The following is a 24,124-nucleotide window of genomic DNA, read 5'->3' as shown; positions in this document are numbered from 1 at the left end:
CAAGTTTGCAACACCAACCAATGTTGCCAAGCAATTAAGTAGAAAAAGGATTAAACCATGAAAAAATTAATTATTGCCGCTGTTATCACATCTGCTGTATCTGTAGCCCCTTTTGCAGATGCTGCGAGTCAAACTAAACAAGAAACACCAAAAGAAACAGCCATTGGCTTAGGTGCTGGCGCAGTTGTTGGCGGCATAGTCGGCGGCCCAGTGGGAGCATTTATTGGCGCGTTTGCTGGTGGCTTAATTGGTGAAAAAGAAGCGGCAGACAACACCATTGATGAACAAGCTCACGCATTAGTTGTAATGAAGGAGCAAACCGCTGATTACCAACAAGTGATTGCCGATAACGCAGCACTAAGTGAGCAGCTTGAATTATTAGCTGACGAAAAAGAGCAGTTACTACAAGCCCAATTAAACACCTTACTGGCGATGACGGTACAGTTTAAAACCGGCTCTAGCGAAATTGCCCCACACTTTGCTAATCAACTCGACAAAGTCGCGCAGTTATTGATTGCCCAGCCAAATTTGGCTATCGACTTAAATGGCTTTGCAGATCAGCGTGGTGATGAATTGGCTAATTTAATGCTCTCAAAACAGCGTGTAAATGCAGTGCAAAGCTACTTAATTAAACAAGGTGTGCCTCATACGCGCTTAACCGCAACCGCCTTTGGTGAGCAGCAAAGTGTTGCCGATTCAAATAACTACGAAGACAACGTGTTTGACCGCCGCGTAACCTTAACGACACGCCCTGTGTCACAAAGCAGCTTACGTACAGCACAAAGTAATCACTAATTCATCGGTCGATGGAGTGACATATTATGTTGAGTAACCGTACCAAAAGGCTCCTTTTTGGGAGCCTTTTTATCCTCTTATTAGGTTATGCAGTTAACCCTGCATTTGCAGCCAATGCCAGTGCCGAACTGCGTTTTTATGATGATTCAAATAGCCAAGTGTCGTCGGGCTTATTAGTGAAAAACGATGTCACTATGACGCTCACTGGGCTTATTAATCATGTTGTTGTTAAACAACGTTATCAAAACCCGCACCCGTTTGCGGTTAATGCACGCTATGTGTTTCCGTTACCTGATGAAAGTGCAGTTCATGCCATGCAAATGCAAATTGGTGAGCGCATTATCACCGGTAACATTGCCCTTAAACAGCAGGCTGAACAGCAATTTGAGCAAGCTCAAAAACAGGGTAAACGCGCCGCTTTAGTTCGTCAGCAACGTGCGAATATTTTCTCTACTGATGTGGCAAACCTTGGAGCAGGGGAAGAGATTGAAATTACCTTGCAATACCAAGAGATAATCGGTTTTCGAGATGGTGTGTTTTCACTGCGCTTTCCTACCACTATTACGCCGCGCTACGAACCTTTAACGGCAGAACTACAGCAAAAAGCGAATCTAGAAACAACAGACACAGAACAACAGAACGACGCAACAGCTAACACAGCGCAAGTGGCATCAGCGTGGCTGAAACCTGTTTTTCATCGCGCACAAAGCCAAGAGTCTGATGCGAGCCTAAACCTTGCAATTGCGATGGATATTGGCCTTGAACTCAGTGATATCAGCGCTAATTTAGCGGGTATGCAAATCGATAACCCAAGTTTTGGTCGGTACCAGTTATCACTTAATCGTGATGTTCCAATGGATAGAGACTTTGAGCTGACATTTAAACCCCTTGATAAAGCCCACTCACAGGCTGCATTTTTTACCGAAACAGTAGCAGGGCAAGAATATGGTTTACTGATGTTAGTACCGCCAAGCGATCACTTTACCTCGCAAGTTCGTCTTCCTCGCGAAATGGTGTTTGTTGTTGATACCTCTGGCTCAATGCATGGCCAATCAATGGAGCAGGCTAAACAAGCCTTGTTTTATGCCCTTTCGTTATTGGATGAAAATGACAGTTTTAACATCATAGGTTTTGATAACGAAGTGTCGGTATTAAGTGACACGCCAATGATTGCCAATGACTTTAACATTCGCCGTGCAGAGCGCTTTATTTATGGCTTACAAGCTGATGGCGGCACCGAAATAGCAAAAGCACTGACTCAGGTACTTGATGGTAAACAGCATGATGGCTTTGTACGCCAAGTGGTGTTTTTAACCGATGGCAGTGTGGGTAACGAAACGCAGCTATTTAAACAAATTCAAACAGATTTAGGTGACAGCCGACTCTTTACCGTCGGTATTGGTAGTGCGCCTAATAGCTTTTTTATGACCAGAGCTGCTGATATTGGCCGTGGTACATTCACTTTTATAAGTAGCACCAGCCAAGTACAGCCAAAAATGCAGCTGCTTTTTGATAAGCTGGCGCATCCCGCTGTTACAGATCTTGTTCTTGAAGGTGACAAAGCAGCCCTTGAGTATTGGCCATCGCCATTACCTGACTTGTATTTTTCAGAGCCGGTTTTGGTTGCCGTGAAGCTTGATGGCAGTCAGCACTTAACATTAAAGGGGCAGACAAACACAGGGCCAATGACGATTAATTTAGCAACTGCCAATGCTGCACACGGCGAAGGTATCGCTAGACTCTGGGCCAGACAAAAAATTAAGTCATTGCTGCTTTATAACGAAAAACAGGCGGTACGCGCAGAAGTCGAAGCATTAGCACTTCAGCATCATTTACTTAGCCCTTTTACGGCCTTTATTGCAGTTGATAACTACGCGGGGAATGAGATTGCAGAGCGTTCAATGCAAGTACGAAACAAGCTTCCTAATGGCATGACGCTACCGCAAACCGACGGACAAAGCCGGGTGTTTATGTTACTTGGGTTGTTGTTGCTTACATTCTCATGGTTATGGCAATGGCGACGCTAAAAAAAGCGCTGCCAGTTTGCAGCGCCTTACTTGGCATCGCATTGTTTGTTAATGGTGGCTATATACAGGCGAAAGCTTGGCTGGCACAGGCTCTAATTGAGTCAGCTTGGCAGCAAGCTTTGCAAAGTCCTAATCAGCAAGTAAGGCCCTGGTTTTACGCCGATGGTTATGTCACTGCACACATAAATTGGCCAAGCCAGCAGCAAGAATTGACTGTACTTGCCGGTGCGTCGGGGCGAAACCTTGCGTTTGCCCCCGGGCATTTTTTGCCAAGCGGTGAACTTGGCAGCTCAAAAGGGGTGTTAATAGCTGGCCATAACGACACCCACTTTGCATTTCTAAAACATGTCGCAGTGGGTGAGCAGTTCAGTATGCAGTTGCAAAGTGGCCAGATTGAGCACTATCAAGTTCGTAGCATTGATGTTATTCATCAAAGCGAACAGGGCTTTTTAGCACAATCAGGCCTTTATTTATTAACCTGTTACCCTTTTGACTCGTTAGCTTCAGGGACAGAGTTTAGGCTATTGGTGTCGGCTGATAAATTATCGTCGTCTACGTCAACTTTCAGCTCTTGATGACGTTGACTAACAATAACACCGGCGAATACCACTGCAATACTCACCCATTGCCATAGTGTGAGTACTTCGCCAAGTAAAATAGCTGACAAAATTAACGCAAAAATTGGAATGAGGTTTGAATAAGCAGCAGCAGTTAATACCGACACCTTACTAATGGCGTAGTTGTACATGCCATAGCCGCCTAAAGTGACACATGAGCCTAAATATAAAATGCTCAGTAGGGCACTTAAATCATGCTGATTTTCGCTGGGTAGTTCGATGAAAAATAAAAAAGGCGCAAAGAATAAGCTACCGCTAAACCCTTGAATTGCAATTAAAGTAAGTGGTGAGTAACGAGCTACTAGGTGTTTTACGCTCACGGTATAAAACGCCGCGCAAACCATCGCCATCAACTCTAAAAAGTTACCAAGCAGCGGGTTAGGGGCTTGCTCTGTGCTTGGTGACAATAGCGTTAATAAAATGCTGCCGCCAATACACAAGGTAAAACCAACGACGATGGCTTTACTGATGTACTCTTTTAGTATTAAGAACGCCAAAATAGCGACGATAATTGGTAAACAAGAAACAATTACCCCAGCTTGCGATGCCGAAGTGTATTCAAGGGCATGCCCTTCAAATAAATAATAAAAGCAAGGCTCAGCCAGCGACATACCAATTAAGTACTTCCAGTCACCTGGTTTAAACTCAAAGCGGATTATATAGCGCCATAAACATAAGCTAATCAATAATGTGGTTAGCATTCTTAAAAAAATCACTAACACAGGGTCATAAACATTGATTGCATGCTTTAAAGCAATGTAAGAGCTACCCCATAAAAAGGTCGCAATAATTAAGCATAAACTGGCTGGCATAGGTGTCGCTATTGAGTAAAAAAACGAGAGCGCGATCCTAGCATGAATTTTTTTAACTTGTTCAAAAACCGTTAGCTGGTATATATAAATTCTCTATTTTAATTACAGAATATAAGAATCAAATGCAAAGGCCACACGTCGTTGTTGTAAAGCTGGGCACAAGCGTGCTGACAGGCGGTACCGACAAATTAGATAAAGCGCACATGGTTGAACTTGTTCGCCAATGTTGCGAGTTAAAAAAGCAGGGTTATCAGGTTGTTTTAGTATCAAGCGGCGCGGTTGCTGCAGGTCGCGAGCAACTCATTACCCCCTGTGGTCGTTCTTTGATTGAAAAACAAATGCTTGCTGCAATCGGTCAAGGGCAACTTATTCATATTTGGCAGAGTTTGTTTGCTTTGTATGGTGTGAATGTTGGACAAATGCTACTGACCCGGGCCGATGTAGAAGACCGTGAACGTTACTTAAATGCCCGCGATACCTTAAATGCGCTACTTGCGCACAATGTAGTACCAATTATTAACGAAAACGACGCCGTGGCAACCGCCGAAATTAAAGTAGGTGATAACGATAACTTATCTGCTTTAGTCGCGATATTAGCGAATGCAGAAAAGCTGTTACTGTTAACTGACCAAGAAGGCCTATTTACAGGCGATCCTCGCTCTGATGCCAATGCGACACTTATCAACGAAGTTGAGCATATTAATGATGAGCTAAGAGAGCTCGCTGGTGGCAGTGGCACTACCCTAGGTACCGGTGGTATGGCAACCAAACTGCAAGCAGCCGATATTGCACGTCGCGCTGGTGTTGAGGTCATTATTGCCAAAGGCGCAGGCAAAAATGTGATACTAAATTGTATGGCTGACAAGCTTCCTGGTACACGCTTTTTAAAACTCACCGCACCAAAAGATGGCCGCAAAAAATGGTTACTTGCAGGACCTAAAAGCACGGGGCAATTAGTGATTGATGATGGCGCAAGCCTTGCACTTAAAGAGCGTGGCGCAAGCTTACTGGCAAAAGGCGTAAAAACTGTGCGAGGGCAATTTGAACGCGGTGATGTGATTGAAGTAGTGACGTGTCAAGGGCAATGTATAGCCAAAGGCCTTGTTAATTTTAACCACCAAGAAATAGATCAAATCAAAGGCTGTCATTCGTCGCAAATTACCCAGTTGCTTGCATTTGCACCAAGCAGTGAAGTAATTCACCGAGATGATATGATTTTGTTATAGTTTTTTAGTAATTCTGATAAAGTTAACTAAACTAAAGTAATAAGCAGTTTTGGGGACTTTTTAGATGGCGGCTAATGCTTGCGGACATGACTGGGTTGTAGAAATCACCCAACAAGAAGAAGAGCCTGAGCTCGATCAGGCGCTTATTAATGCCGTGAGTGAATTAGATGAATTCTCTCGTTTTGCTATTTACATCAATAAGTTTTTTAAACCAGGCCTGCCTGCAAGGCTGCTAAATAAAGATTCTGTTATCGAAGAGCTCAGTGAACACGAAGTCAATGAGCTCATCGAAAAAGTCAGCCGCAATAAAATTCGCATCAGTCGCAACTACGGCTTTATTTCTACTTATGTACCCATTTATTACATGGGCAATGTGGTTGGTGTACTGGTCATTGAGTCTGAAAAAGAGCTTTCAGAGCGCTGTAGCATGCTCGCCATCTACATGCTAAATATCTACGCGAATCAACTGTCGTTACTTTATAAGTCGCAACTTGACCCTTTAACTGAGCTTTTAAACAGGCAAACCTTTGATAAAAAGGTGATTGAAATTGCAGCCGATGCCGCTGTAGGCCATGAAAGCCATGACTCAAAGCAACGTCATTGGTATTTGGCGATGGTCGATATTGACCATTTCAAAAGCGTAAATGACAACTATGGGCACGTTATTGGCGATGAAGTGATCTTGTTAGTGGCGCAGCTATTAAAAAATAACTTTCGCTTTGAAGATTATGTTTTTCGCTACGGCGGCGAAGAGTTTGCTGTGTTATTTCAAGCAAGTGACGAGCTCGATGCACGCAATGCCCTTAATCGCTTTCGTGGCTGCGTAGCAGAATACCCTTTTCCTCAAGTCGGTAACTTAACAGTGAGTAGCGGTTTTATGCCAATCTACGAGTTCGAAATGGTTGCCAGCCTAGTCCAAAAAGCCGATCAGGCCTTGTACCATTCTAAAAACAGTGGTCGTAATTGCGTGACTGCCTATTCCGAGTTAGATATTCAACAAAGCCAGCCTCAAGATGATTCAATAGAGCTGTTTTAAGGTGTTGCAGCGCGCTTAGCTGTGTTAAAATTGCCCACTATTTTTAGAGCCACATGAGAAGGTAAGATGAAGTTTGTTCGTTGGTTGTTAGGCCGCATCATTTTGTTTTTTGATTTTGTATTCACACCACGCAGTAAAAAGCGTCCGGCAGCAGAGCAAGCAGCGCTTGACTCAGTGACGTCACAATTTAAGCTTTATCAATTTAAAGCCTGTCCATTTTGCGTGAAGGTACGTCGTGCTATTAAACGCCAAGGTCTATCAGTTGAAACCCGTGACGCTAAAGGTAACGAGCAATTTCGCCAAGAACTTTTAGAGCAGGGCGGCAAAGTGAAAGTGCCTTGTTTACGTATTGAAGAAAACGGCCAAGTAACTTGGTTGTATGAATCAAACGATATCATTGCTTATTTAGATAAAGTCGCTGCATAAAGCGGCTTTTCACTTCGATTATAGCCCGTGCTGTGCTAGCATTTGGGCAAATTTTTAATTGTCTTTTGAGAGATATAACCATGACAATTCGCACCCGTGTTGCTCCGTCACCGACAGGCGACCCGCACCTAGGTACTGCATACATCGCATTATTTAACTACTGTTTTGCTAAGCAGCAAGGCGGTGAGTTTGTGTTACGTATTGAAGATACAGACCAAGTTCGTAGTACGCCAGAATCAGAGCAAGCTATTATGGATAGCTTACAATGGTTAGGCTTAAACTGGGATCACGGTCCAGATGTAGGCGGTGAGTTTGGTCCATACCGTCAATCTGAGCGTAGCGATTTATATAAGAAATTTGCGCATCAGTTAGTTGAACAGGGTAAAGCTTTTTACTGTTTTGCTACGAGCGAAGAACTAGACCAAATGCGTGAAGAGCAAATGGCCGAAGGCCTACGCCCTAAATACGATGGTCGTGGTTTAAATCTTTCTGAAGATGAAATTAAAGCAAACCTTGAAGCGGGTAAGCCTTACGTAATCCGTATGAAGATCCCAAGCGAAGGCACGTTCAAGTTTAACGACTACCTACGTGGCGAAATTGAGATCCCATGGGAAAATGTAGACATGCAAGTGCTACTTAAAGCTGACGGTTTCCCAACTTACTTCCTTGCCAACGTTGTTGATGATCACCACATGCAAATTAGCCACATTTTCCGTGGTGAAGAGTGGATCAATTCAGCGCCTAAGCTATTAAAGTTATACGAAGATTTTGGTTGGGAAGCACCTGTACTAGGTCACTTACCATTACTTCGTAACCCTGATAAGTCAAAGTTATCGAAGCGTAAAAACCCAACTTCAATCAACTACTATAAAGAAATGGGTTACCTACCTGAGGCACTATTAAACTATTTAGGCCGCATGGGTTGGTCAATGCCTGATGAGCGTGAAAAGTTCACGTTAGCAGAGATGATTGAACACTTTGATATGAAACGAGTGTCGCTTGGTGGCCCTATTTTCGACATCGATAAGCTTAGCTGGTTAAACGGTATGTGGATCCGTGAAAACTTATCTGATGCAGAACTAATGCAACGTTTTGTTGATTGGAAGTTTAATACTGAGCTATTCGCTAAAGTATTACCAGAAGCAAAAACGCGTATTAATACGCTTTCTGACATGGTTGATCTTGCTGGTCACTTTGTGGGTGGTATTCCAAGCTATGATCCTGCGCTATTAACGGCAGGTAAAGCTGATGAAGATGCTATCCGTCAAGCATTACAGTTCTTCATCTGGCAATTAGAAGGTTTACGCAGTTGGGAAAAACCAGCGATTTTTGCTATCGCAAAAGAAGTGGCGACTTTCCATGAATTGAAGATTAAAGACTTCCTTGAGCCAATCTTTGTGGCTATCACAGGTAAGACATCTTCAACTTCAGTACTTGATGCGATGGAAATTTTAGGTTCTGACTTATCACGTGCTCGTTTACGTGTTGCACTAGCACATATTGGTGTGTCTAAAAAGCAAGCGAAAAAAATTGAGCGTGCATATCGCGATTATCCACAAGTTTAATCGTAATTGTTAGTTTTAAAAACCGAGCTTATTGCTCGGTTTTTTTATATTTAAATCAAAGTTAATGCAGATTTAACTTGTAAATAGGGACTGCTCTAATAGTATTAAACATGCACAATTTATCACTTGTAGATATATCTTAATGAAGCAGTATGAGGTAACTGCAAGCGAGGGATTATTTAAGCTGAGGCGAATGCTTTAGTTAGTTTTCAAGGAGAAAGTGATGTTTAAATACGTATTGGTCTGTTTGGCCATTTTAGGCTTTAGTTTGCCAAGTTTCGCGGCTGATAAACCCAATGTACTTGTTATTTGGGGTGATGATGTTGGTATGTGGAACATTAGTGCCTATCATCGAGGCATGATGGGAGGCAGTACCCCAAACATAGATAGAATTGCTAATGATGGCATGATATTTATGGACCATTATGCACAGGCCTCGTGTACTGCTGGCCGTGCTGCATTTATCACAGGTCAGTACCCAATGCGAACTGGTCTCAGTACGGTAGGGCTTCCTGGCGCGAAGCAAGGCTTGCAAGAGAAAGATCCCACCTTAGCAACTATGCTCAAATCAAAGGGTTATGTCACAGGCCAGTTTGGTAAAAACCATTTAGGTGATCGTGATGAGCACTTACCTACAAATCATGGCTTTGATGAATTTTTTGGAATTTTATATCACCTCAATGCCGGTGAATATCCAGAACAACAAGACTATCCTCAAGATGCCAAAACACAAGAAAAGTTTGGTTTAAAAATGCGTGGGGTCATTCATTCAAAAGCGCTTGGAAATGGCAAGCAAGAGATTAAAGATCTTGGTCCATTTGGGAAAGAGCGTCAGCGCAATTTAGACCAAGAAGTACTTGTAGAGTCAAAACGCTTTATCCGTGATGCAGTAAAACAAAATAAACCTTTCTTCGTTTGGCACAACACAACTCGTATGCATTACCAAACTAACCTTAATAAAGCTTATGACGGCAAAACTGGCTTTGGTTTATATGCTGATGGTATGGCCGAAATGGATGATGATGTAGGTGAATTACTTAACTTACTTGATGAACTTAAAGTAGCTGATAACACAATAGTGATGTTTTCTACCGATAACGGTGCCGCATCAAACTCATGGCCAGATGGTGGCAACCAGCCATTTCATGGTGAAAAAGGCGTTGGTGGCTGGGAAGGTGGCTTCAGAGTACCTATGGTTGTTAAATGGCCGGGCCATGTTCCTAAAGGTGTGAGCACCGGTGAGTTCATGACAATGGAAGATTGGATGCCAACGATTATGTCGTGGGTTGGCGATAAAGATTTAAAAGCTAATTTATTAAAAGGCACCAAGATTAATGGTCAAAAGTATAAAGTTCATTTAGATGGTTTTGATCAAAGTGATATTTTACTAAACAATGGTAAAACAAAGCGTAAAGAGTTCTATTATTTCACCGAAACTACCTTTCATGGAATGCGTTACGGTGACTGGAAGTTAATCTTTACAGAACAAAATCATTGGTTTAGGTCTACACAGCAAGCCCTTACTTCACCTTACATTATTAACCTAAAAATGGATCCATTTGAGCGATTCATTGATGCTAGGGGTTATGATGAGTGGGCAGAAAACCGTAGTTGGATTTTAGGCCCAGCAGGTAATCAAATTGCAGAGTTTGTAAAAACTTTTAAGGCTTTTCCACCTAGCCAAGAGAGTATGTCAGTACAAGTGGGTAGTGTTGCTGAAATGATTTCACAGCAAGCGTTAAACCGCTAAAAACGATAGGCTTTACCAGAACACAAGGTTGCAACATCACAGTCTTGGTAGTCACTGGTAAAGTCTTTACAACTCTCAACTAAGTAACCATTGCCGCCTCGATTTACTACTTCAAGTTTTAGCTGCTCAATAGCAATATTATTGGCCTCTGTAGGGCTATAACCACCAGATTGTGCTGAGCGCTCACCAAGACAACTAAGCTCTTCAACTTCACCTAAATAATATGCGCTGCCCCTTTTTCTATTTATCGGCATTGTAAAAATAAACTTAATATTGATACTTGTCTGGTAATTTAAATGTTAACAGTGTGTACAAAACGCTACACGAATGTACGCCATTTTTAAAACCTCTTGTGGTTATATTGTAGTCGCAAGCAGTGAAATGGATGTTCACAAAGCTTGAATAATTACTCCAACTAACTATCCAGGGGATACTTTATGCAAGTGAAAACACTCTCGATTGCTGTTGCCGCAGCTCTCTACAGTGCCAGTGCTGCTCATGCAGTGGGTGTTGATAACAATCAAGTAAAACACCAATTAAAAGCACCTAATATAACATTTGAAGAAGTAAAAGCGTTTAGCAAAGAGTTTAACCAAGGTGACTCTAGCAACATGCTACAAAACGATGGCCTAAATGTTCAGCTAAATAGCAAAGCAAATAAATTTGCTGAAGAAGGCATTGATGGTGAGCATATTTATATTATCCGTTTACGTGATAACTCTGTTGCTCTTGAAGCACGCGATTTAACCTCACCATTATCACAATCACTTCAAGCACAAGGCGTTTCAAAAGTATTTGAGAAAGGTCAAGCGGCGGTCTCTGCTGTAACTGATTATCAAAACAAACTACTTTCAAAACAACGTACTGTAATGCAAAACGTGACTGCGGTGACTGGTCGTACAGAGATGCGTCGTCAATTCACTAAAGCATTAAATGGTTTCTCTGTAAAAATGACAGAGCAAGAAGCGATGCGCGTTGCAGAGCTTGGTGCAGTCGTTTCTGTAATGCGTTCGAAGAACTATGATCTTCTTTCTGATGAAGGTCCTAAGCATATCGGCGCTGATCAAATTTGGGATGGCTCAAGCGTTCCTAGTGGCATCAAGGGTAAAGGTGAAGGCCAAATCGTTGGTATCATCGATACCGGTATTAACTCAGATCACCCTTCATTTGCAGCTGTAGGTGGGGATGGTTACGAGCATGAAAACCCGTTTGGTCCAGGTGTTTATGTAGGTGACTGTGTTGAAGAACCTGAAGAAATTCAATGTAATAATAAATTAATCGGTGTGCGTTCTTATGATGTGATCACTGATGCATTTGATGCCATGATCCCAGGCTGGCCAGCAATTGGTGAAGATTACCAAGGTCACGGCTCACACGTAGCTTCAACAGCAGCTGGTAACGTGGTCAAAGATGTACCGTTTATGCTTCCGAGCTTTGGTGAAAACACCGATGGTAATATCTTAAAAGAAGGTTTATTCCCTGAAATATCAGGTGTTGCACCGCACGCAAATATCATTGCTTATCAAGTATGTTATCCATCAAGTGACGAATACGCAGGCTGTCCTGGCGAAGCACTTGTAGCGGGTATTGAAGATGCAATTTCTGATGGTGTTGATGTAATCAACTTCTCAATTGGTGGTGCTGATTCTAATGTGTGGGCCGATCCAGTACAACTTGCATTCTTAGCAGCGCGTGAAGCGGGCATTAACGTTGCCGCGGCAGCAGGTAACAGTGGTCAAGCATGTGGCGCGGCTGAGTGTTTTGGTTACTTAGATAATTCATCACCTTGGCTTGCACAAGTTGCAGCAACAACACATGGTCGTACTGTCGCTGTTGAAACTGCGGTCGAGTTTGCTGGTTTTGCAGACGATACTTTGGGTTCAGAAGTACCTAGCTGGTCAGAAACAGGCCTTGTTGGTGGTTCAATTAATAGCGAAGAAATTACCGGTGTTGTTGTTTGGGCTAAAGATTACGAAGACGTAAATGGTTTTAAAGACTACAACGGTTACTGTACGGCAGATTATCCAGAAAACACCTTCAATTTCTACAAAGATGGTACTGAAATCGCGGGCGCGGCTGATGGTAGCACTGATGTTATTGTTATCTGTCAACGTCACGATCCAAATGATTCAGCAGCCAATGCGCGTACTGCAAAAGTTGATCATGTAAAAGCCGGTGGTGCGGATGGTTTCATCATGTTTAACCGTGACCGCGATCAAGGCACTGTGGCTGAAGGTTATTCATTACCAGGTGTTCACTTTACTTATGACCAATGGAATGGTGTTTATCCAGAAGATGGCTTAGAAGATTGGGTAGATAGTTACTCAGAACTTGGTCATATGATCACCATCAAACCAACAGTGATTGAGCGTCGTGTTGATGCAGAAGATGCTGACTGGTTGGCAACATTCTCATCACGAGGCCCGTCTTATTCTAATGTTGAAGTACTTGCTCCTACGCTCGCTGCTCCTGGTGTTGATATTTACGCGGCTTACTCTGATGAACATCCATTTGTAACGCCACATGGCCAAGATTACGCTGCAATTAGCGGCACATCGATGGCATCACCACATGTTGCAGGCTCAATGGCGTTGTTACGTCAAATTCACCCTGAGTGGACTGCGGCTGAAATCCAATCTGCATTATCGATGACTGCTGAAAACGTTGTTAAGTATCATCGCTTGAATAGTGCAAGTGATGTTGTTGCTGATGCGAAAACCTATCGTTCGGGCGCAGGTCGCATCAATGTTGGATTGGCTGCTAAAGCTGGTTTTGTCATGGATGAAACGGCAGATAACTTCTTAGCTGCTGATCCATATAATGGTGGTACACCACATAAACTTAACTTACCAAATCTAGTTAATTTCTCTTGTGCGCCTGAATGTCAGTGGGTTCGTACAATTAAAGCAACAGAAGATGGTACTTGGACTGTAAGTCATGAAGATGTAGAAAACTGGGCGTTTGATGTTAACTCACAAACAGCGCAAAACGGTGTGAATATCGATATCTTCCCGAAAACTTTCACGCTGAAAAAAGGTGAAACACAAACAATCATTGTTAAAGCATCGATCATGGATACCCAAGATTGGTTCAGTAACTCTGAAGTTGAGCTTCATACTAACCTTGTTTTCCAGGCTGAAGAAGAAAATATCCCTGATGCACATTGGCCTGTGGCGTTTAAATATGATCGTGGTAACTTACCATCATCTTTAGAGACAACAGCTCACTCAAACGTAGGTACTTATGTAGCTAAAGGTATTGTATTACCAAGTGTTGAAGCGCCAGTGGCCCGTGCATATGAGCCAGTAAAAGCAGATATCACAACGGTGACTTTACCAAAAGATGATGAGCGTACTTTCCCTTGGACGATGAATCGCACAGGTGATGTTGATGCAGCTGATATTTTAGATGAAGCAACATTTACTAAGTTTGTGACAGTACCAGCTAACTCAAAACGTTTTATCGCAGAAACTGTTGATGTTGAATCTGAGCTAGAAGGCACCTTGAACGTAGTTAACCCTATTATTTATATAGGTAAAGACTACAACGGTGATGGAATTGTTCAGCCACAAGATGAAATATTATGTGTATCTAATCATAAGATTTATAAAAACTTCTGTAATATCAATAACCCAGAAGAAGGTGAGTATTGGGTTGTTGCTTATAGCCCGAATAAAGCGTCAGTGGGTGCCGTTGAAGAAACATTTGAACTTGCAACAGCGGTTGTGTCAGACCAAGTAGCCTCTGGTATGACTGCAAGCCTTCCAGGAAGTGATGGTCAAAATACTGTTGAAATGACTGTTGACTGGGATATGGACATTGATGCTGACAGTGTGTACTACTCACTATTAGATGTAGGTACATCGGCTGTGAACCATGGTAACCTAGGTTCTATTCCATTTAAGCTCAACCGTGGTAATGACGTTGCTCATCTTGATGCACCATATACTGGTGCGAAAGTGGGTGATATGGTGCCTTACACATTTGAAGTGTTAGCAAATAATTCAGGTGTAGATCGAGAGTTCTCACTAGAGCTTGATATCCCTGCGGGTCTTGATATTAAAGCAGAAAACGTGGCGGTCTCAACAGCATCAGAAATCAATGTTGAAATTGCTGACGGTAAGGTGATTGTAACTGGTACGCAAGCGGATACTCGCGATGTTGAACCTGATTATATCGTCACAGATAACATTACCGATGAAATGTGTCGTACGCCTGATTTTGGTAACTCAAACCCGGGAGGCTATGTTGACTTAGCAGAGTTTGGTATTACACCTGTTTTATCTGGTTTTGAAGAGAATAATTATTACAACTCACGAAATGGTTACTCGTTACCAATCGCAAGTTTTTATAACGGCGCATATGATACATTCAGCCTTTATAACAATGCTGAAAATACCAATATCCAAAACTCGATAATCCAAATTCGTGGTATGGGTACAGTTAACACAAATGGTAGCCGATATTTCTTCCCTGTTCATAACCCGTTCCCTTATAACTCATTCCCATATGAGAATATGGGCCCATTATGGCGTGGTTGGGAGTTCACTGATAATGGCTTATTGCGCTCTGTAATGTCAGTTGGTTTATCGTCTAGCGAAGGTATTTCACTTGCAAGTACAACAACTGGTTGGGGCATTGTTGAGTGGGATAACGCATCAGACTATGATAATCCAGTATATGACCGTACAACAGGTAAATACACATACACTAAACGTGATAACTCTTTTGATTTCCAGGTGTTATTTAATGCAAATACACGCTTTGGTAAAGATGAGCATGAAATTTACTATGCATACGACAATCTAGACTACGGTTCGACGCGTCCTGCAGGTAGTATCGGCCTGCAAGGTTTCCGTGGTGCCCAGTTCGAGTATGGTCCACTTGAAAACTACCGTGGTATTCAAATCGCTTATAACAACCTAGATGAAGTGATCAGCGATGGTTACGTGGTGTGTATGGACTATGTAGGTCCAGAGTCATCACAATTTGAAGTGACTGCTTGGGCCGAAGTTACGCCGTCTGCAGCAGGTCAAACACTTGAAGTTGCAGCTAAAGCAGCAATCTCGGGTCTGAATGACATGACTTCAACAGCAACACTAACCATTCCAGGCAACATCACTGTGGTAGCCCTTGATGACATGGTAACAACAGAAGAAACACCGATTAGCTTTGAAGTTCATCACATTGATGAAAAGAACTCGAAGAATGAAATCTCGGTAATTTCTGACGACGTAACCTATGAAGTTGATGGCGATACAGTAACGATTACACCAAATGAGAACTTCTCTGGTGAGACAGAAGTAACTGTGATGGTATCTGATATTGAATACCCTTCAGATGCTGCAAGCACGACCTTTATGTTAACGGTTGAAGCAGTTAACGATGCACCGGTAGTGGTTGTTGAAGCAAGTGCTCAGCAAGTTACTGAAGGCAGCATGATTACCCTAGATGCATCAGCATCACATGATTTAGATAACGATGAGTTAACTTTCTCATGGGAAGGCCCAGGTACAATCGCAAGCCCAACATCAGCAATCACTGAAGTATCAGGTTTAACAGCTGGTGAGCATCAGTTTACTGTAACGGTAAGTGATGGTGTTGAACCGATGGAACTAGGTGTAGCAGTGACGGTAACGGCACAAGAGACAACCGTTGTTCCTGAAGAAAAAGCGAAATCATCAAGTGGTTCACTTGCTTGGTTAACTGTTCTATTAGCTGGTTTTGCAGGTGTTCGTCGCCGCGTAAAACGAGGCTAAGTACTCCCTAAGTATGTTATGTAACAAAGGGCCTTCGGGCCCTTTTTTTTGGTCTAGCAAAAATAAGTCGTACATTTTAATAACCAAAAAGAATAACTAACAACTGAAAACCTATGTAGCAAAATGTACATGCTATTTTATATTTTTTTCAGTGTGTTAGTTTGAAGATAGGGCGTAAATTAACAGTCTACGCCGCTTTGTTGGTCAAAAAAATTATACAATAAAGCGCGCAAGCGATATGATCGTCCCCGATTAAGTAAAGACTAAAGACTTTTTGGTAGTATTAAGTTGTCATAGTGATTGTTATTTATGACATAAAGGTGAATTGCGTTAATGAAGAAATTGTTTGGCTTAGTATGTTGTTTAACTGCATCAACTGCGTTTGCGCAGGCTGATGTTAAACAACCACAATTAATTAAAAAGTCGACAATACATGCCAGCATCACAGTGGGGTACGGGGGCATTGAAAACCCGGTACTTGATGCTGATGATGTCACTTCGCCAATTCTGCCAAGTTTTGCTTATTATGGTGATAACTGGTATTTCGATGATTTCTCTGTTGGCTACAGCCTATATGAAACAGAGAACTTCTACGTTGATTTACTGGGGCGCTTTAATGATGATGGTTTTTTCTTTGAGCTGGATGGGGTAGATAAACTCTATGCCACAGGTGTTGTTCGTTCGAGTTCAGGACGACCGACATTACCCACTGCATCACCAATTAATTTAACACCTATAGAACGCGACCTTTCTTACATGGCAGGGTTATCATCGGCAGTAAACGTGTATGATAATATCTGGTTAAGTGCTGCGTATGTGCACGATGTAACCAATGTTCATAATGGTTATGAAATATTGTTCAACGGCTATCATGTATTTGAGTTGTTTTCTGGTACTGCAGGTCTTGAAGCGGGCATTAATTACAAAAATGAAGAACTGATCGATTATTACTACACGGTTAACCCATCGGAAAGCAAAACGCGTTTACTAAGCTACAATTTAGAAAGTGCCACTAACTACTACTTCAAAGTAAGTTATGAATATCCGATCAGCGACAGTTTCAGTCTTGATTTCAAACTTAAACATACTTGGCTTGATAGCAACTTAGCTAACTCACATATGATCAATAAAAACGGTTATTTCTCAGGTTTTACGGGCATTACTTATCACTTTTAGGCCAACGAATGGTGATCTCTGCACCGCCTGTTTGCGAACTGTTAGCCAAGCTAATTTTACCGCCATGCCAACTGGCAATACGATGCACGATATAAAGTCCTAATCCATACCCACTCGCTAGTTTATCTCCTTCACCTTGTTTAAAAGGCTCAATTAACGCATCCGCATTAATTGGTAAGCCAGGTCCATCGTCTGTAATGCTTATACTGTAATAGCCCGCTTGTTCTGTGCTACTTATATGGATTGTGTGTTTTGCGTATTTTGTGGCGTTGATCAGTAAGTTTTGTACCGCGATTGCCATAAAGCTTGCTTCGCAATAGGCTGTGTCTATTTCAAGGGCTGGTATGAATTCGAGCTCTTTGTATAAATCGAATTTAGCAATTTCTGTGTTGATCAGTTTAGCTAAGTTAACTTTCTCCTGATTAAATACACTTTGCTGGTGCTCTAAGCGAGCGAACGATAAGTATTGCTCTAGACGTAATTCAATCTCATCAATATCACGCTCAATTTGGCTACCTTCTTGAGATTCCAAATCGGCAATCGACAAAGCAAATCGCATACGGGTAAGGGGAGTGCGAATTTCATGAGAAATAATACGCGATAAGTCATTATGTAGCTGAACAAACTTATTGATGCGCTCAGACATATGGGTGAAGGTGCTGGCTAATGGCGCAATAGATGAATTTGGTTTTATATCAAGCTCTATACGTTGCGGTTTCTTACTAAAACGATGAGCTGCGCGTTGTAATAAGCTCAAGTCACGAAATACTGGGCGAATGAATAATAAGATCATCGCACCAAGTAAAAAGTAAAAGGCAAAAAATGCAAGCCAGTCAGTTTTGGCTTGCGAAATCAAAGAAATGGGGCCAACTTTTTGGATGCTACCGTTATTGCCTTTGAGGTATATATACTGCTGATTGTTTTCGGTGACGCTGATAATGCCATCTTTATCGAATTTGGCTTGTAATGAATCAGGTAAAACAAGCTCGTTTTGGTTAAAGGAGCTGATCCTAGATTCTTTTTGCTCAGCTATTTGAGCAAGTTCAGCAACACTTATTTGCACACTCGGTATGTGCTCAGAAAAAAACTGATTATAAAGCTGGCCAAAAGCTAAAACTAAGGCAATTAAGCTTACTGTGATAATTAAGTAAAGCTTAAAAAATTGCTGCTTCATATTTTTGAAATATCCAAGCTGTATCCTTTACCTCGTACAGACTTGATATCTAGCGTTTCTTTTTGCTCGCTAATGGTTTCTTTTAGCTTTTTACGTAAACGGCTAATTTTTAAATCAATAGCTCGGTCAAGTCCGTCATACTCACGGCCAATAACATGCTTGAATAATACCTCGCGAGAAACCGGTTCAGGGGTGTTTTTCGCAAGGTAGGCAATGATCTCAAATTCACTTTCATTGAGGTTCAATGCTGTGTTATGAAAATAGATATCGCGTTTTTTACTATCGATACGCAAAATATCAATTTGGTGTGAAAAGTTATCTTGGCCAACAGTGTGGGCGATAATCGTTTTAACTTTGGCGAGTAACAATTCAGGCTTAATGGGTTTTACAAGGTAGTCGTAAGCACCTAGGTTTAAGCCCTTAATTTGTGATTGCACAGAATCCAGTGCCGTTAGAAAAATAACAGGGCAACTGTACTTTTCTTTCAATTGAGAAATTAACTCAAAGCCATTGCCATCCGGTAGCATCACATCACAGATGATCAGTGAAGGCATAAAGGTGATTTCACTGCTACGGTACGCCTCAGCAGTATTGAATACATCTATGGTATAGCCATGCTTTAACAAAAACGTTTGTATTAAGCTTGCTAATTTCACATCATCTTCAATTAAAAAAATATGCTGCATTATAAACTCCAGCCAAAGCGCCGTTTTATTCGGTAATCTTTAGCTTCATAGCTTGCTATTGACAGTAGTTGTTGCTTAACAACTTGATTGCTCAATGGATTAATTAATTTCACTGTAAGCGGATGCTCAGTCTTAACCGTTAATTTCTCGATAATTAAACCACCTTGTTTGTAACACTGCGTATATTGAGGACGCTGAGTTATTTCTAAACAAAGTTCTTTAAAGGGAGCAACACGAAAATGAATCTGTATATTAAACTCACAGGCTTTTTGTTTTGCATCTGTCACACACACGGTGGGTGAGACTTTAAAAAAAGGTTGCTCGGGACTGTCATCGCTTAAACAAAGCGACGAAAAACAAAGACAAAAAAACAGTAATAGCCAACTAAATCGGTTTATCATTTAACCAAGTCTCTGTTTTTTAGAAGTCTTTTCTTCAAAGTAACAATAACCATCGAAAGCTGATGTAACCTGCCCAACTCACTTTGAGTACTCATTTTTTTGCCGTTTATTATAATTATTATTTATGCAGCCTATGAGTGGCGATTACACGATAAAAAAGCGTGTCTATCATACCTCATTTATCGTTATAGCTACAAATAGGTGCTATGCAAAGCCAGTAATTTCAACCTATTGGCGTATTTTCTTTATATTCTAAAGTTAGCTTGTTGTTTTAAAAGGGAAACTGAATTTATATTTAGTTTTAGCTAATAGTTTTTCACTAAATTTAGTTGGGCCTTAGTCTTTACTATTCTGCGTTATTTGTTAATTGTTTCGTACAAATTGATACAATTTAAATTTAGCCTATCAAAACCACTATTTTAGCTCATGCATTTAAACATATGCTGAGCGCGTGATTAATAATTAACAGATTCGACCTCTATTTTCATTTTATCTGGTAGTATAGTCAGGTTATAAGTAGTTTAAGCAGTGAACAATTATGTTAAGTCCTTATTATCAGCAACATGCTGATTACGTTTCTATCTCACGTGAGCAAGGCTGTCGTTTTGCCAAGTTAGTGGCTGATGATTTCAATCCGTTACACGATAAAGATGCCAAAAAGTTTTGTGTGCCGGGCGATTTACTTTTTTCGCTGGTTTTAAACCGCTATGGCATCAGTGAAAAAATGGAATTCACGTTTGCAGGCATGGTTGATGAAAATTCAAAGCTGACTTTCCCTGAAGGGGCTGATGAGTTTGCGATCACCGATGGCGAAAAAGTCATGCTAAAAGTGAAACGCGAAGGGGCTGTTAGCCAATGTCCTGAGTTAACAAATAGCTTAATCAAAAACTATGTTGAGTTCTCTGGCACGACCTTCCCGCATGTTATTATTCCATTGATGGGGAAGCAAGATGTAATGATCAATCCAGCCCGTCCAATGGTGATTTACGAATCAATGCTGATTAATCTTGACCGTCTTGATATCAGCGCACCTGAGTTAGAGTTTGCTGAGCCTGATTTTGAGTTTACTGGCAAACGCGGCAAAATCACGCTTCGCTTCAACCTGTTAGAAAATGGCGAAAAAGTAGGGGCGGGTGAAAAACACATGCTTGTGTCTGGCATTCGTGACTATTGCCAAGCAACGGTTGATGACCTAATTAGTTTTTATAATCAACGTAAAGAATCACTTAAACCAGCGTAATCTTTACAATTGCTACAAAGGGCGCTGATTGCGCCTTTTTTGTTGCTGATGTTCCGCGTACAATAGCGCTTTTATAGCCAAATGTACTTCAGACTATGTCAGTAGCGAACTTTTCAGAGTTAAATCTTGCCCCTGCATTGCTAACAGCCCTGCAAGCAGAGAATTATCACACACCTACAGCAATTCAAGCGCAAACAATCCCACTTATTTTAGCGGGTGCTGATGTAATGGGCAGTGCACAGACGGGAACGGGCAAAACCGCCGCGTTTGTTTTGCCACTACTGCACAATTTGCTATCTGCTGAAGTACTCCCTGATGCCGTTAAAGTCCTAATTTTAACACCTACCCGGGAGCTCGCTCAGCAAGTATTTGCAAGTGTAGAGCGTTATGCTGCGCATACTGAAATAAAAGCAGTACTGGCTTATGGCGGTGCTAGTATTGGCCCACAAATTAAAGCCATAAAAGGGGCGCAGGTTGTAGTGGCAACACCTGGGCGTTTACTTGATCATGTGATCAAAGGCAGTATTAAGCTTTCAAGTATCAATGCGCTGGTATTTGATGAAGCTGATCGCATGCTTGATATGGGCTTTATTGACGAAATTAAACGTATCTTGCGCCATGTGCCGAAAGAGCGCCAAACCTTACTTTTTTCAGCCACATTTGACGACAGCATCTTTAAACTCAGTAAGCAGTTATTAAATGATCCTAAATTAGTTGAAGTGAATAAACGCAACTCAGCAGCGGTTGAAGTTGAGCAGCTAGTTTATGCGGTTGATGAAGACCGTAAGCGCGAGCTGGTATCTCACATGATTGGCATGAAAAATTGGCAGCAAGTACTGATATTCACTCGTACTAAACAAACCGCCGATGTGCTTGCTAAAGAAATGTGTAAAGACGGCTTAAAAACCGAATCTATTCATGGCGATAAAAGCCAAGGTGCGCGTGATAAAGCACTGCAAAATTTTAAATCAGGTGCGACAAGAGTACTGGTTGCGACAGATGTTGCTGCGCGTGGTCTTGATATTGCCTCACTCAAGTATGTGATTAACTATGAGTTGCCTTATGTGGCTGAGGACTACGTACACCGTATTGGTCGAACAGGACGTGCTGGCGAGAAAGGGATGGCGATGTCGCTGGTTAGCATCGATGAGCAGTGGCTATTGGACGAAATAGATATCTTACTCGACACAAGACTCACGCCGCAGTGGTTACCAGGGTATGAGCCTGATTTAACCAAAGAGCCAAAGCAAGTTCGTAAAAATACTAATAAGGCACGCCGCTCTCGTGATAAAAAACGTATTTTAGGGCAAAAAAGTAGGAGACGTTCCTAAATCTGGCATATATTTATACTATCCTCCGGCTAAAGTTGAGAGTTTAGTATGTTAGAAGAGAATAAATGGACGTTCCGCCGCGCTGATAAACAGTTCTCCTTAGAAAAGTGGCAGAAAACAATTGATCTCATGACCGAGTTGTTTTCTGCTCCCGCAGGTTTTATCGTTCATAAAACAGATGATGTTTATCGTATTATCGTCTCCAGTGAGCAACAAGAAAACCCCTATGATGCCGGGGCTGAATTAAGCGCCGACGATAATATCTTCTGCAAAAAAGTACTGCGTGACATGGCACCGCTTTATGTGGATCACGCCAGCCAAGACAGTCAATGGGATGACAGCCCTCTGGTAAAAGATGGTTTTGAGTCTTATCTTGGGGTGCCAATTAGCTGGCCAAGTGGCGAGCCCTTTGGCACCTTTTGTGTTATGGATTTTAAACAAACCCATTATCAACAGAGCTTTTTAGAACTAATCGAGCAGCTTCGCGATATGGTCGAAGATGACCTTGCACTGTTAGACAACTTTACGCAAATGCGTGAAATTGCCATGCTTGATTCATTGACCAATATTTATAATCGCCGTGCAATAGATTTGCTTTGCCAACATAAATTAAATATATCGAAACGACTTGGTTTTGATATTAGTTGTCTATTTATCGATATAAACAGCTTTAAGCCACTCAATGATACGTATGGCCATGAAGTGGGCGATCTCGCGCTGATTTGTTTAGCTGACACCATGAAAGAATGCCTACGTGAAACCGATATTATTGGCCGCCTAGGGGGCGATGAGTTTATTGCGTTATTGCAAGTTCAGCCCGGTGATTGCATAGACAGCATCGCTGATAAGCTCAACACCACCTATCAATCTAATTTAGAGAAGCGGGGCATTCCTGTTACGAGCTTAAGTATTGGTTCAGGGGTAATAGCTCAGCCAAAAGAAAACTTTGCTGAGCTATTAAAACGAGCAGATGAAGATATGTATGAGAAAAAGCAAGCTTCTAAGGCAGCACGCTAAGCTATTTGCTTCTCAGCTAGGTTTAACTCCATAGTTGCTTTAAGTAAACGGTAAAGGTTAATTGACGCATCAATTTCTTCTTTACGATTGGTTAAGCTCTCAATATTTAAACCTAGCGGTACATCTAAATGTGCGCAGCTTTGTAAAATTAAGTCGAGATTCTCACGGCAAATTCGCACTGATTCACTCAATGTATTTGCCGAATCTAACATGCGGTATTTAGTCGCTTCTGGTACAGAAATACCTAACCATTCCATAAATTCTAAGGTTTTTTCACCACCACAAGGGGTAAACGTCAGAATAATGCGTTTTGGTGCTGTGCCTTGTGCTTTACAGCTACGCGCATAGCTGGTGATTAAATCAATCGTTGCTTGGGCATTGTAAACGGCTTGTGAGATGAAAAACTTACAACCTTGCGCTGTTTTTTCAACTAAACGCTCATGTTCATTACGTTTGCTGGCATGGCGCTCGGCAATAGTAACACCACCTAAAAATACATCACTGTTCTGTTTTGCCAGCGTTTTATATGCATCAGGTAGGCTTAATTTGATGTCGCCATGAGATGATGGGCTACCCACCAACACTAAGTTTTTTAGTTCAAAGTCGTTACGTGTTTCGTTTAACCATTCGGTAAATTCAGCTTCTCCACGCTGGGCAACACTTTTATAAGTGATCACATCAAGTTGTGACAAGCTACGTAGTAACTGACTGTATTCACGAGGATCTACCGTTTCTTTAAACGGAAAAGGACGCGGCTTTGCAATACGGCTACTCTCATCTTGAATGTCGTAGATGATTACACCGTCGTATTCAATTTCGTGTAAACGACCGAGCAGCTTCTGAGCAATGGTCTCAAGCTGTGCTTTATCAGTACCAGACTTTGGTGGTGTGGTACCAATTAGGTAGACACCTTGATTGGTGTCTTCAATTTTCTCTTGTAATGATAAAGCCATAATCCTCATTCCAGCTCGTGCTAATGTCTATGACAAATAATATAGCAGCCATTTAGACGTCTAGATAGATTTTTTTTCTTGAAAGTTTTTCAATGACTATGAATTTTACTCAAGTTTAAAGCTGAGCGTTTCG

The 24,124-nt window shown here is 41.7% G+C and carries 19 protein-coding genes; 13 read left to right on the top strand and 6 right to left on the bottom strand.

Features of this window, described 5'->3' with window-relative positions; genetic code table 11:
- Positions 1–57: 57 nt before the first annotated feature.
- Genes pdsO through AN213_RS07735 form a run of 3 tightly spaced genes read left to right on the top strand, consistent with a single transcriptional unit; the run spans position 58 to position 3,397 of the window.
- Positions 58–795: a sortase-associated OmpA-like protein PdsO gene (gene pdsO / locus AN213_RS07745; RefSeq protein WP_055198176.1), complete on the top strand. Its 738-nt coding sequence runs from the start codon at positions 58–60 to the stop codon at positions 793–795.
- 26 nt (positions 796–821) lie between these two features.
- Positions 822–2,822, top strand: coding sequence for a marine proteobacterial sortase target protein (locus AN213_RS07740; protein ID WP_055198173.1), 2,001 nt, complete (start codon positions 822–824; stop codon positions 2,820–2,822).
- Positions 2,810–3,397: a class GN sortase gene (locus AN213_RS07735; protein WP_082422949.1), complete on the top strand. Its 588-nt coding sequence runs from the start codon at positions 2,810–2,812 to the stop codon at positions 3,395–3,397. Before AN213_RS07740 ends, AN213_RS07735 begins: the two co-directional genes overlap by 13 nt.
- Here AN213_RS07735 and AN213_RS07730 read toward each other — a convergent pair.
- Positions 3,304–4,251 (bottom strand): DMT family transporter, encoded by a 948-nt coding sequence (locus tag AN213_RS07730; RefSeq protein WP_055198171.1) that lies wholly within the window; start codon positions 4,249–4,251, stop codon positions 3,304–3,306. The two genes, AN213_RS07735 and AN213_RS07730, sit on opposite strands and share 94 nt — an antisense overlap.
- A 122-nt stretch (positions 4,252–4,373) precedes the next feature.
- Here AN213_RS07730 and proB point away from each other — a divergent pair, with 122 nt between their 5' ends.
- From proB to AN213_RS07705, 5 genes are all read left to right on the top strand, one after another.
- Positions 4,374–5,477 carry a glutamate 5-kinase gene (gene proB / locus AN213_RS07725; protein WP_054560854.1) on the top strand — a complete coding sequence of 368 codons (1,104 nt, stop codon included), beginning with the start codon at positions 4,374–4,376 and terminating at the stop codon, positions 5,475–5,477.
- A 64-nt stretch (positions 5,478–5,541) separates the two neighbouring features.
- Entirely contained in the window at positions 5,542–6,513 is a 972-nt protein-coding gene (locus tag AN213_RS07720; protein WP_055198169.1) for a GGDEF domain-containing protein, read from the top strand.
- Positions 6,514–6,579: 66 nt separating this feature from the next.
- Positions 6,580–6,939, top strand: coding sequence for a glutathione S-transferase N-terminal domain-containing protein (locus AN213_RS07715; RefSeq protein WP_054560852.1), 360 nt, complete (start codon positions 6,580–6,582; stop codon positions 6,937–6,939).
- An 80-nt stretch (positions 6,940–7,019) separates the two neighbouring features.
- Positions 7,020–8,504: a glutamate--tRNA ligase gene (gene gltX / locus AN213_RS07710; protein WP_054560851.1), complete on the top strand. Its 1,485-nt coding sequence runs from the start codon at positions 7,020–7,022 to the stop codon at positions 8,502–8,504.
- 223 nt (positions 8,505–8,727) lie between these two features.
- Entirely contained in the window at positions 8,728–10,254 is a 1,527-nt protein-coding gene (locus tag AN213_RS07705) for an arylsulfatase (RefSeq protein ID WP_054560850.1), read from the top strand.
- Here the strand turns inward: AN213_RS07705 and AN213_RS07700 are convergent.
- A complete protein-coding gene (locus AN213_RS07700; RefSeq protein ID WP_054560849.1) occupies positions 10,251–10,508 on the bottom strand; it encodes a hypothetical protein in 258 nt (85 codons plus the stop codon). The two genes, AN213_RS07705 and AN213_RS07700, sit on opposite strands and share 4 nt — an antisense overlap.
- Positions 10,509–10,691: 183 nt before the next feature.
- Between AN213_RS07700 and AN213_RS20480 the strand changes: the two genes are divergently transcribed.
- Both AN213_RS20480 and AN213_RS07690 read left to right on the top strand, forming a co-directional pair.
- Positions 10,692–16,013: a S8 family serine peptidase gene (locus AN213_RS20480; protein WP_055198167.1), complete on the top strand. Its 5,322-nt coding sequence runs from the start codon at positions 10,692–10,694 to the stop codon at positions 16,011–16,013.
- 333 nt (positions 16,014–16,346) lie between these two features.
- Positions 16,347–17,189 carry a MipA/OmpV family protein gene (locus tag AN213_RS07690; protein WP_054560847.1) on the top strand — a complete coding sequence of 281 codons (843 nt, stop codon included), beginning with the start codon at positions 16,347–16,349 and terminating at the stop codon, positions 17,187–17,189.
- On the opposite strand, the gene AN213_RS07685 is transcribed toward AN213_RS07690, so the two are convergent.
- From AN213_RS07685 to AN213_RS07675, 3 genes are read right to left on the bottom strand one after another with little or no spacing between them, the layout of a single operon-like run.
- Positions 17,173–18,363: an ATP-binding protein gene (locus tag AN213_RS07685; protein WP_054560846.1), complete on the bottom strand. Its 1,191-nt coding sequence runs from the start codon at positions 18,361–18,363 to the stop codon at positions 17,173–17,175. The genes AN213_RS07690 and AN213_RS07685 overlap by 17 nt on opposite strands.
- Positions 18,360–19,049, bottom strand: coding sequence for a response regulator transcription factor (locus tag AN213_RS07680; protein ID WP_054560845.1), 690 nt, complete (start codon positions 19,047–19,049; stop codon positions 18,360–18,362). The genes AN213_RS07685 and AN213_RS07680 overlap by 4 nt, the downstream gene beginning before the upstream one ends.
- Positions 19,049–19,450, bottom strand: coding sequence for a DUF3019 domain-containing protein (locus tag AN213_RS07675; protein WP_055020985.1), 402 nt, complete (start codon positions 19,448–19,450; stop codon positions 19,049–19,051). The genes AN213_RS07680 and AN213_RS07675 overlap by 1 nt, the downstream gene beginning before the upstream one ends.
- A 538-nt stretch (positions 19,451–19,988) precedes the next feature.
- On the opposite strand from AN213_RS07675, the gene AN213_RS07670 reads away from it, so the two are divergent.
- The 3 genes from AN213_RS07670 (at position 19,989) to AN213_RS07660 (ending at position 23,038) form a co-directional block, all read left to right on the top strand.
- Positions 19,989–20,690, top strand: a complete 702-nt coding sequence (locus tag AN213_RS07670; protein ID WP_054560843.1) for a DUF3581 domain-containing protein — start codon at positions 19,989–19,991, stop codon at positions 20,688–20,690.
- Between the two features lie 95 nt (positions 20,691–20,785).
- Entirely contained in the window at positions 20,786–22,021 is a 1,236-nt protein-coding gene (locus AN213_RS07665; protein WP_055198165.1) for a DEAD/DEAH box helicase, read from the top strand.
- Positions 22,022–22,069: 48 nt separating this feature from the next.
- Positions 22,070–23,038, top strand: a complete 969-nt coding sequence (locus AN213_RS07660; RefSeq protein WP_055020984.1) for a sensor domain-containing diguanylate cyclase — start codon at positions 22,070–22,072, stop codon at positions 23,036–23,038.
- On the opposite strand, the gene AN213_RS07655 is transcribed toward AN213_RS07660, so the two are convergent.
- The gene (locus AN213_RS07655) at positions 23,035–23,991 is read right to left on the bottom strand and encodes a methylenetetrahydrofolate reductase (RefSeq protein WP_055020983.1); all 957 of its coding nucleotides are present in this window, start codon (positions 23,989–23,991) and stop codon (positions 23,035–23,037) included. The two genes, AN213_RS07660 and AN213_RS07655, sit on opposite strands and share 4 nt — an antisense overlap.
- Between the last annotated feature and the right edge of the window lie 133 nt (positions 23,992–24,124).

This window comes from Pseudoalteromonas sp. P1-8 (assembly GCF_001399985.1).
Classification (GTDB): domain Bacteria; phylum Pseudomonadota; class Gammaproteobacteria; order Enterobacterales; family Alteromonadaceae; genus Pseudoalteromonas.
Note: the sequence above shows the minus strand (reverse complement) of the source record. Positions and strands in the feature narration are given on the sequence as shown.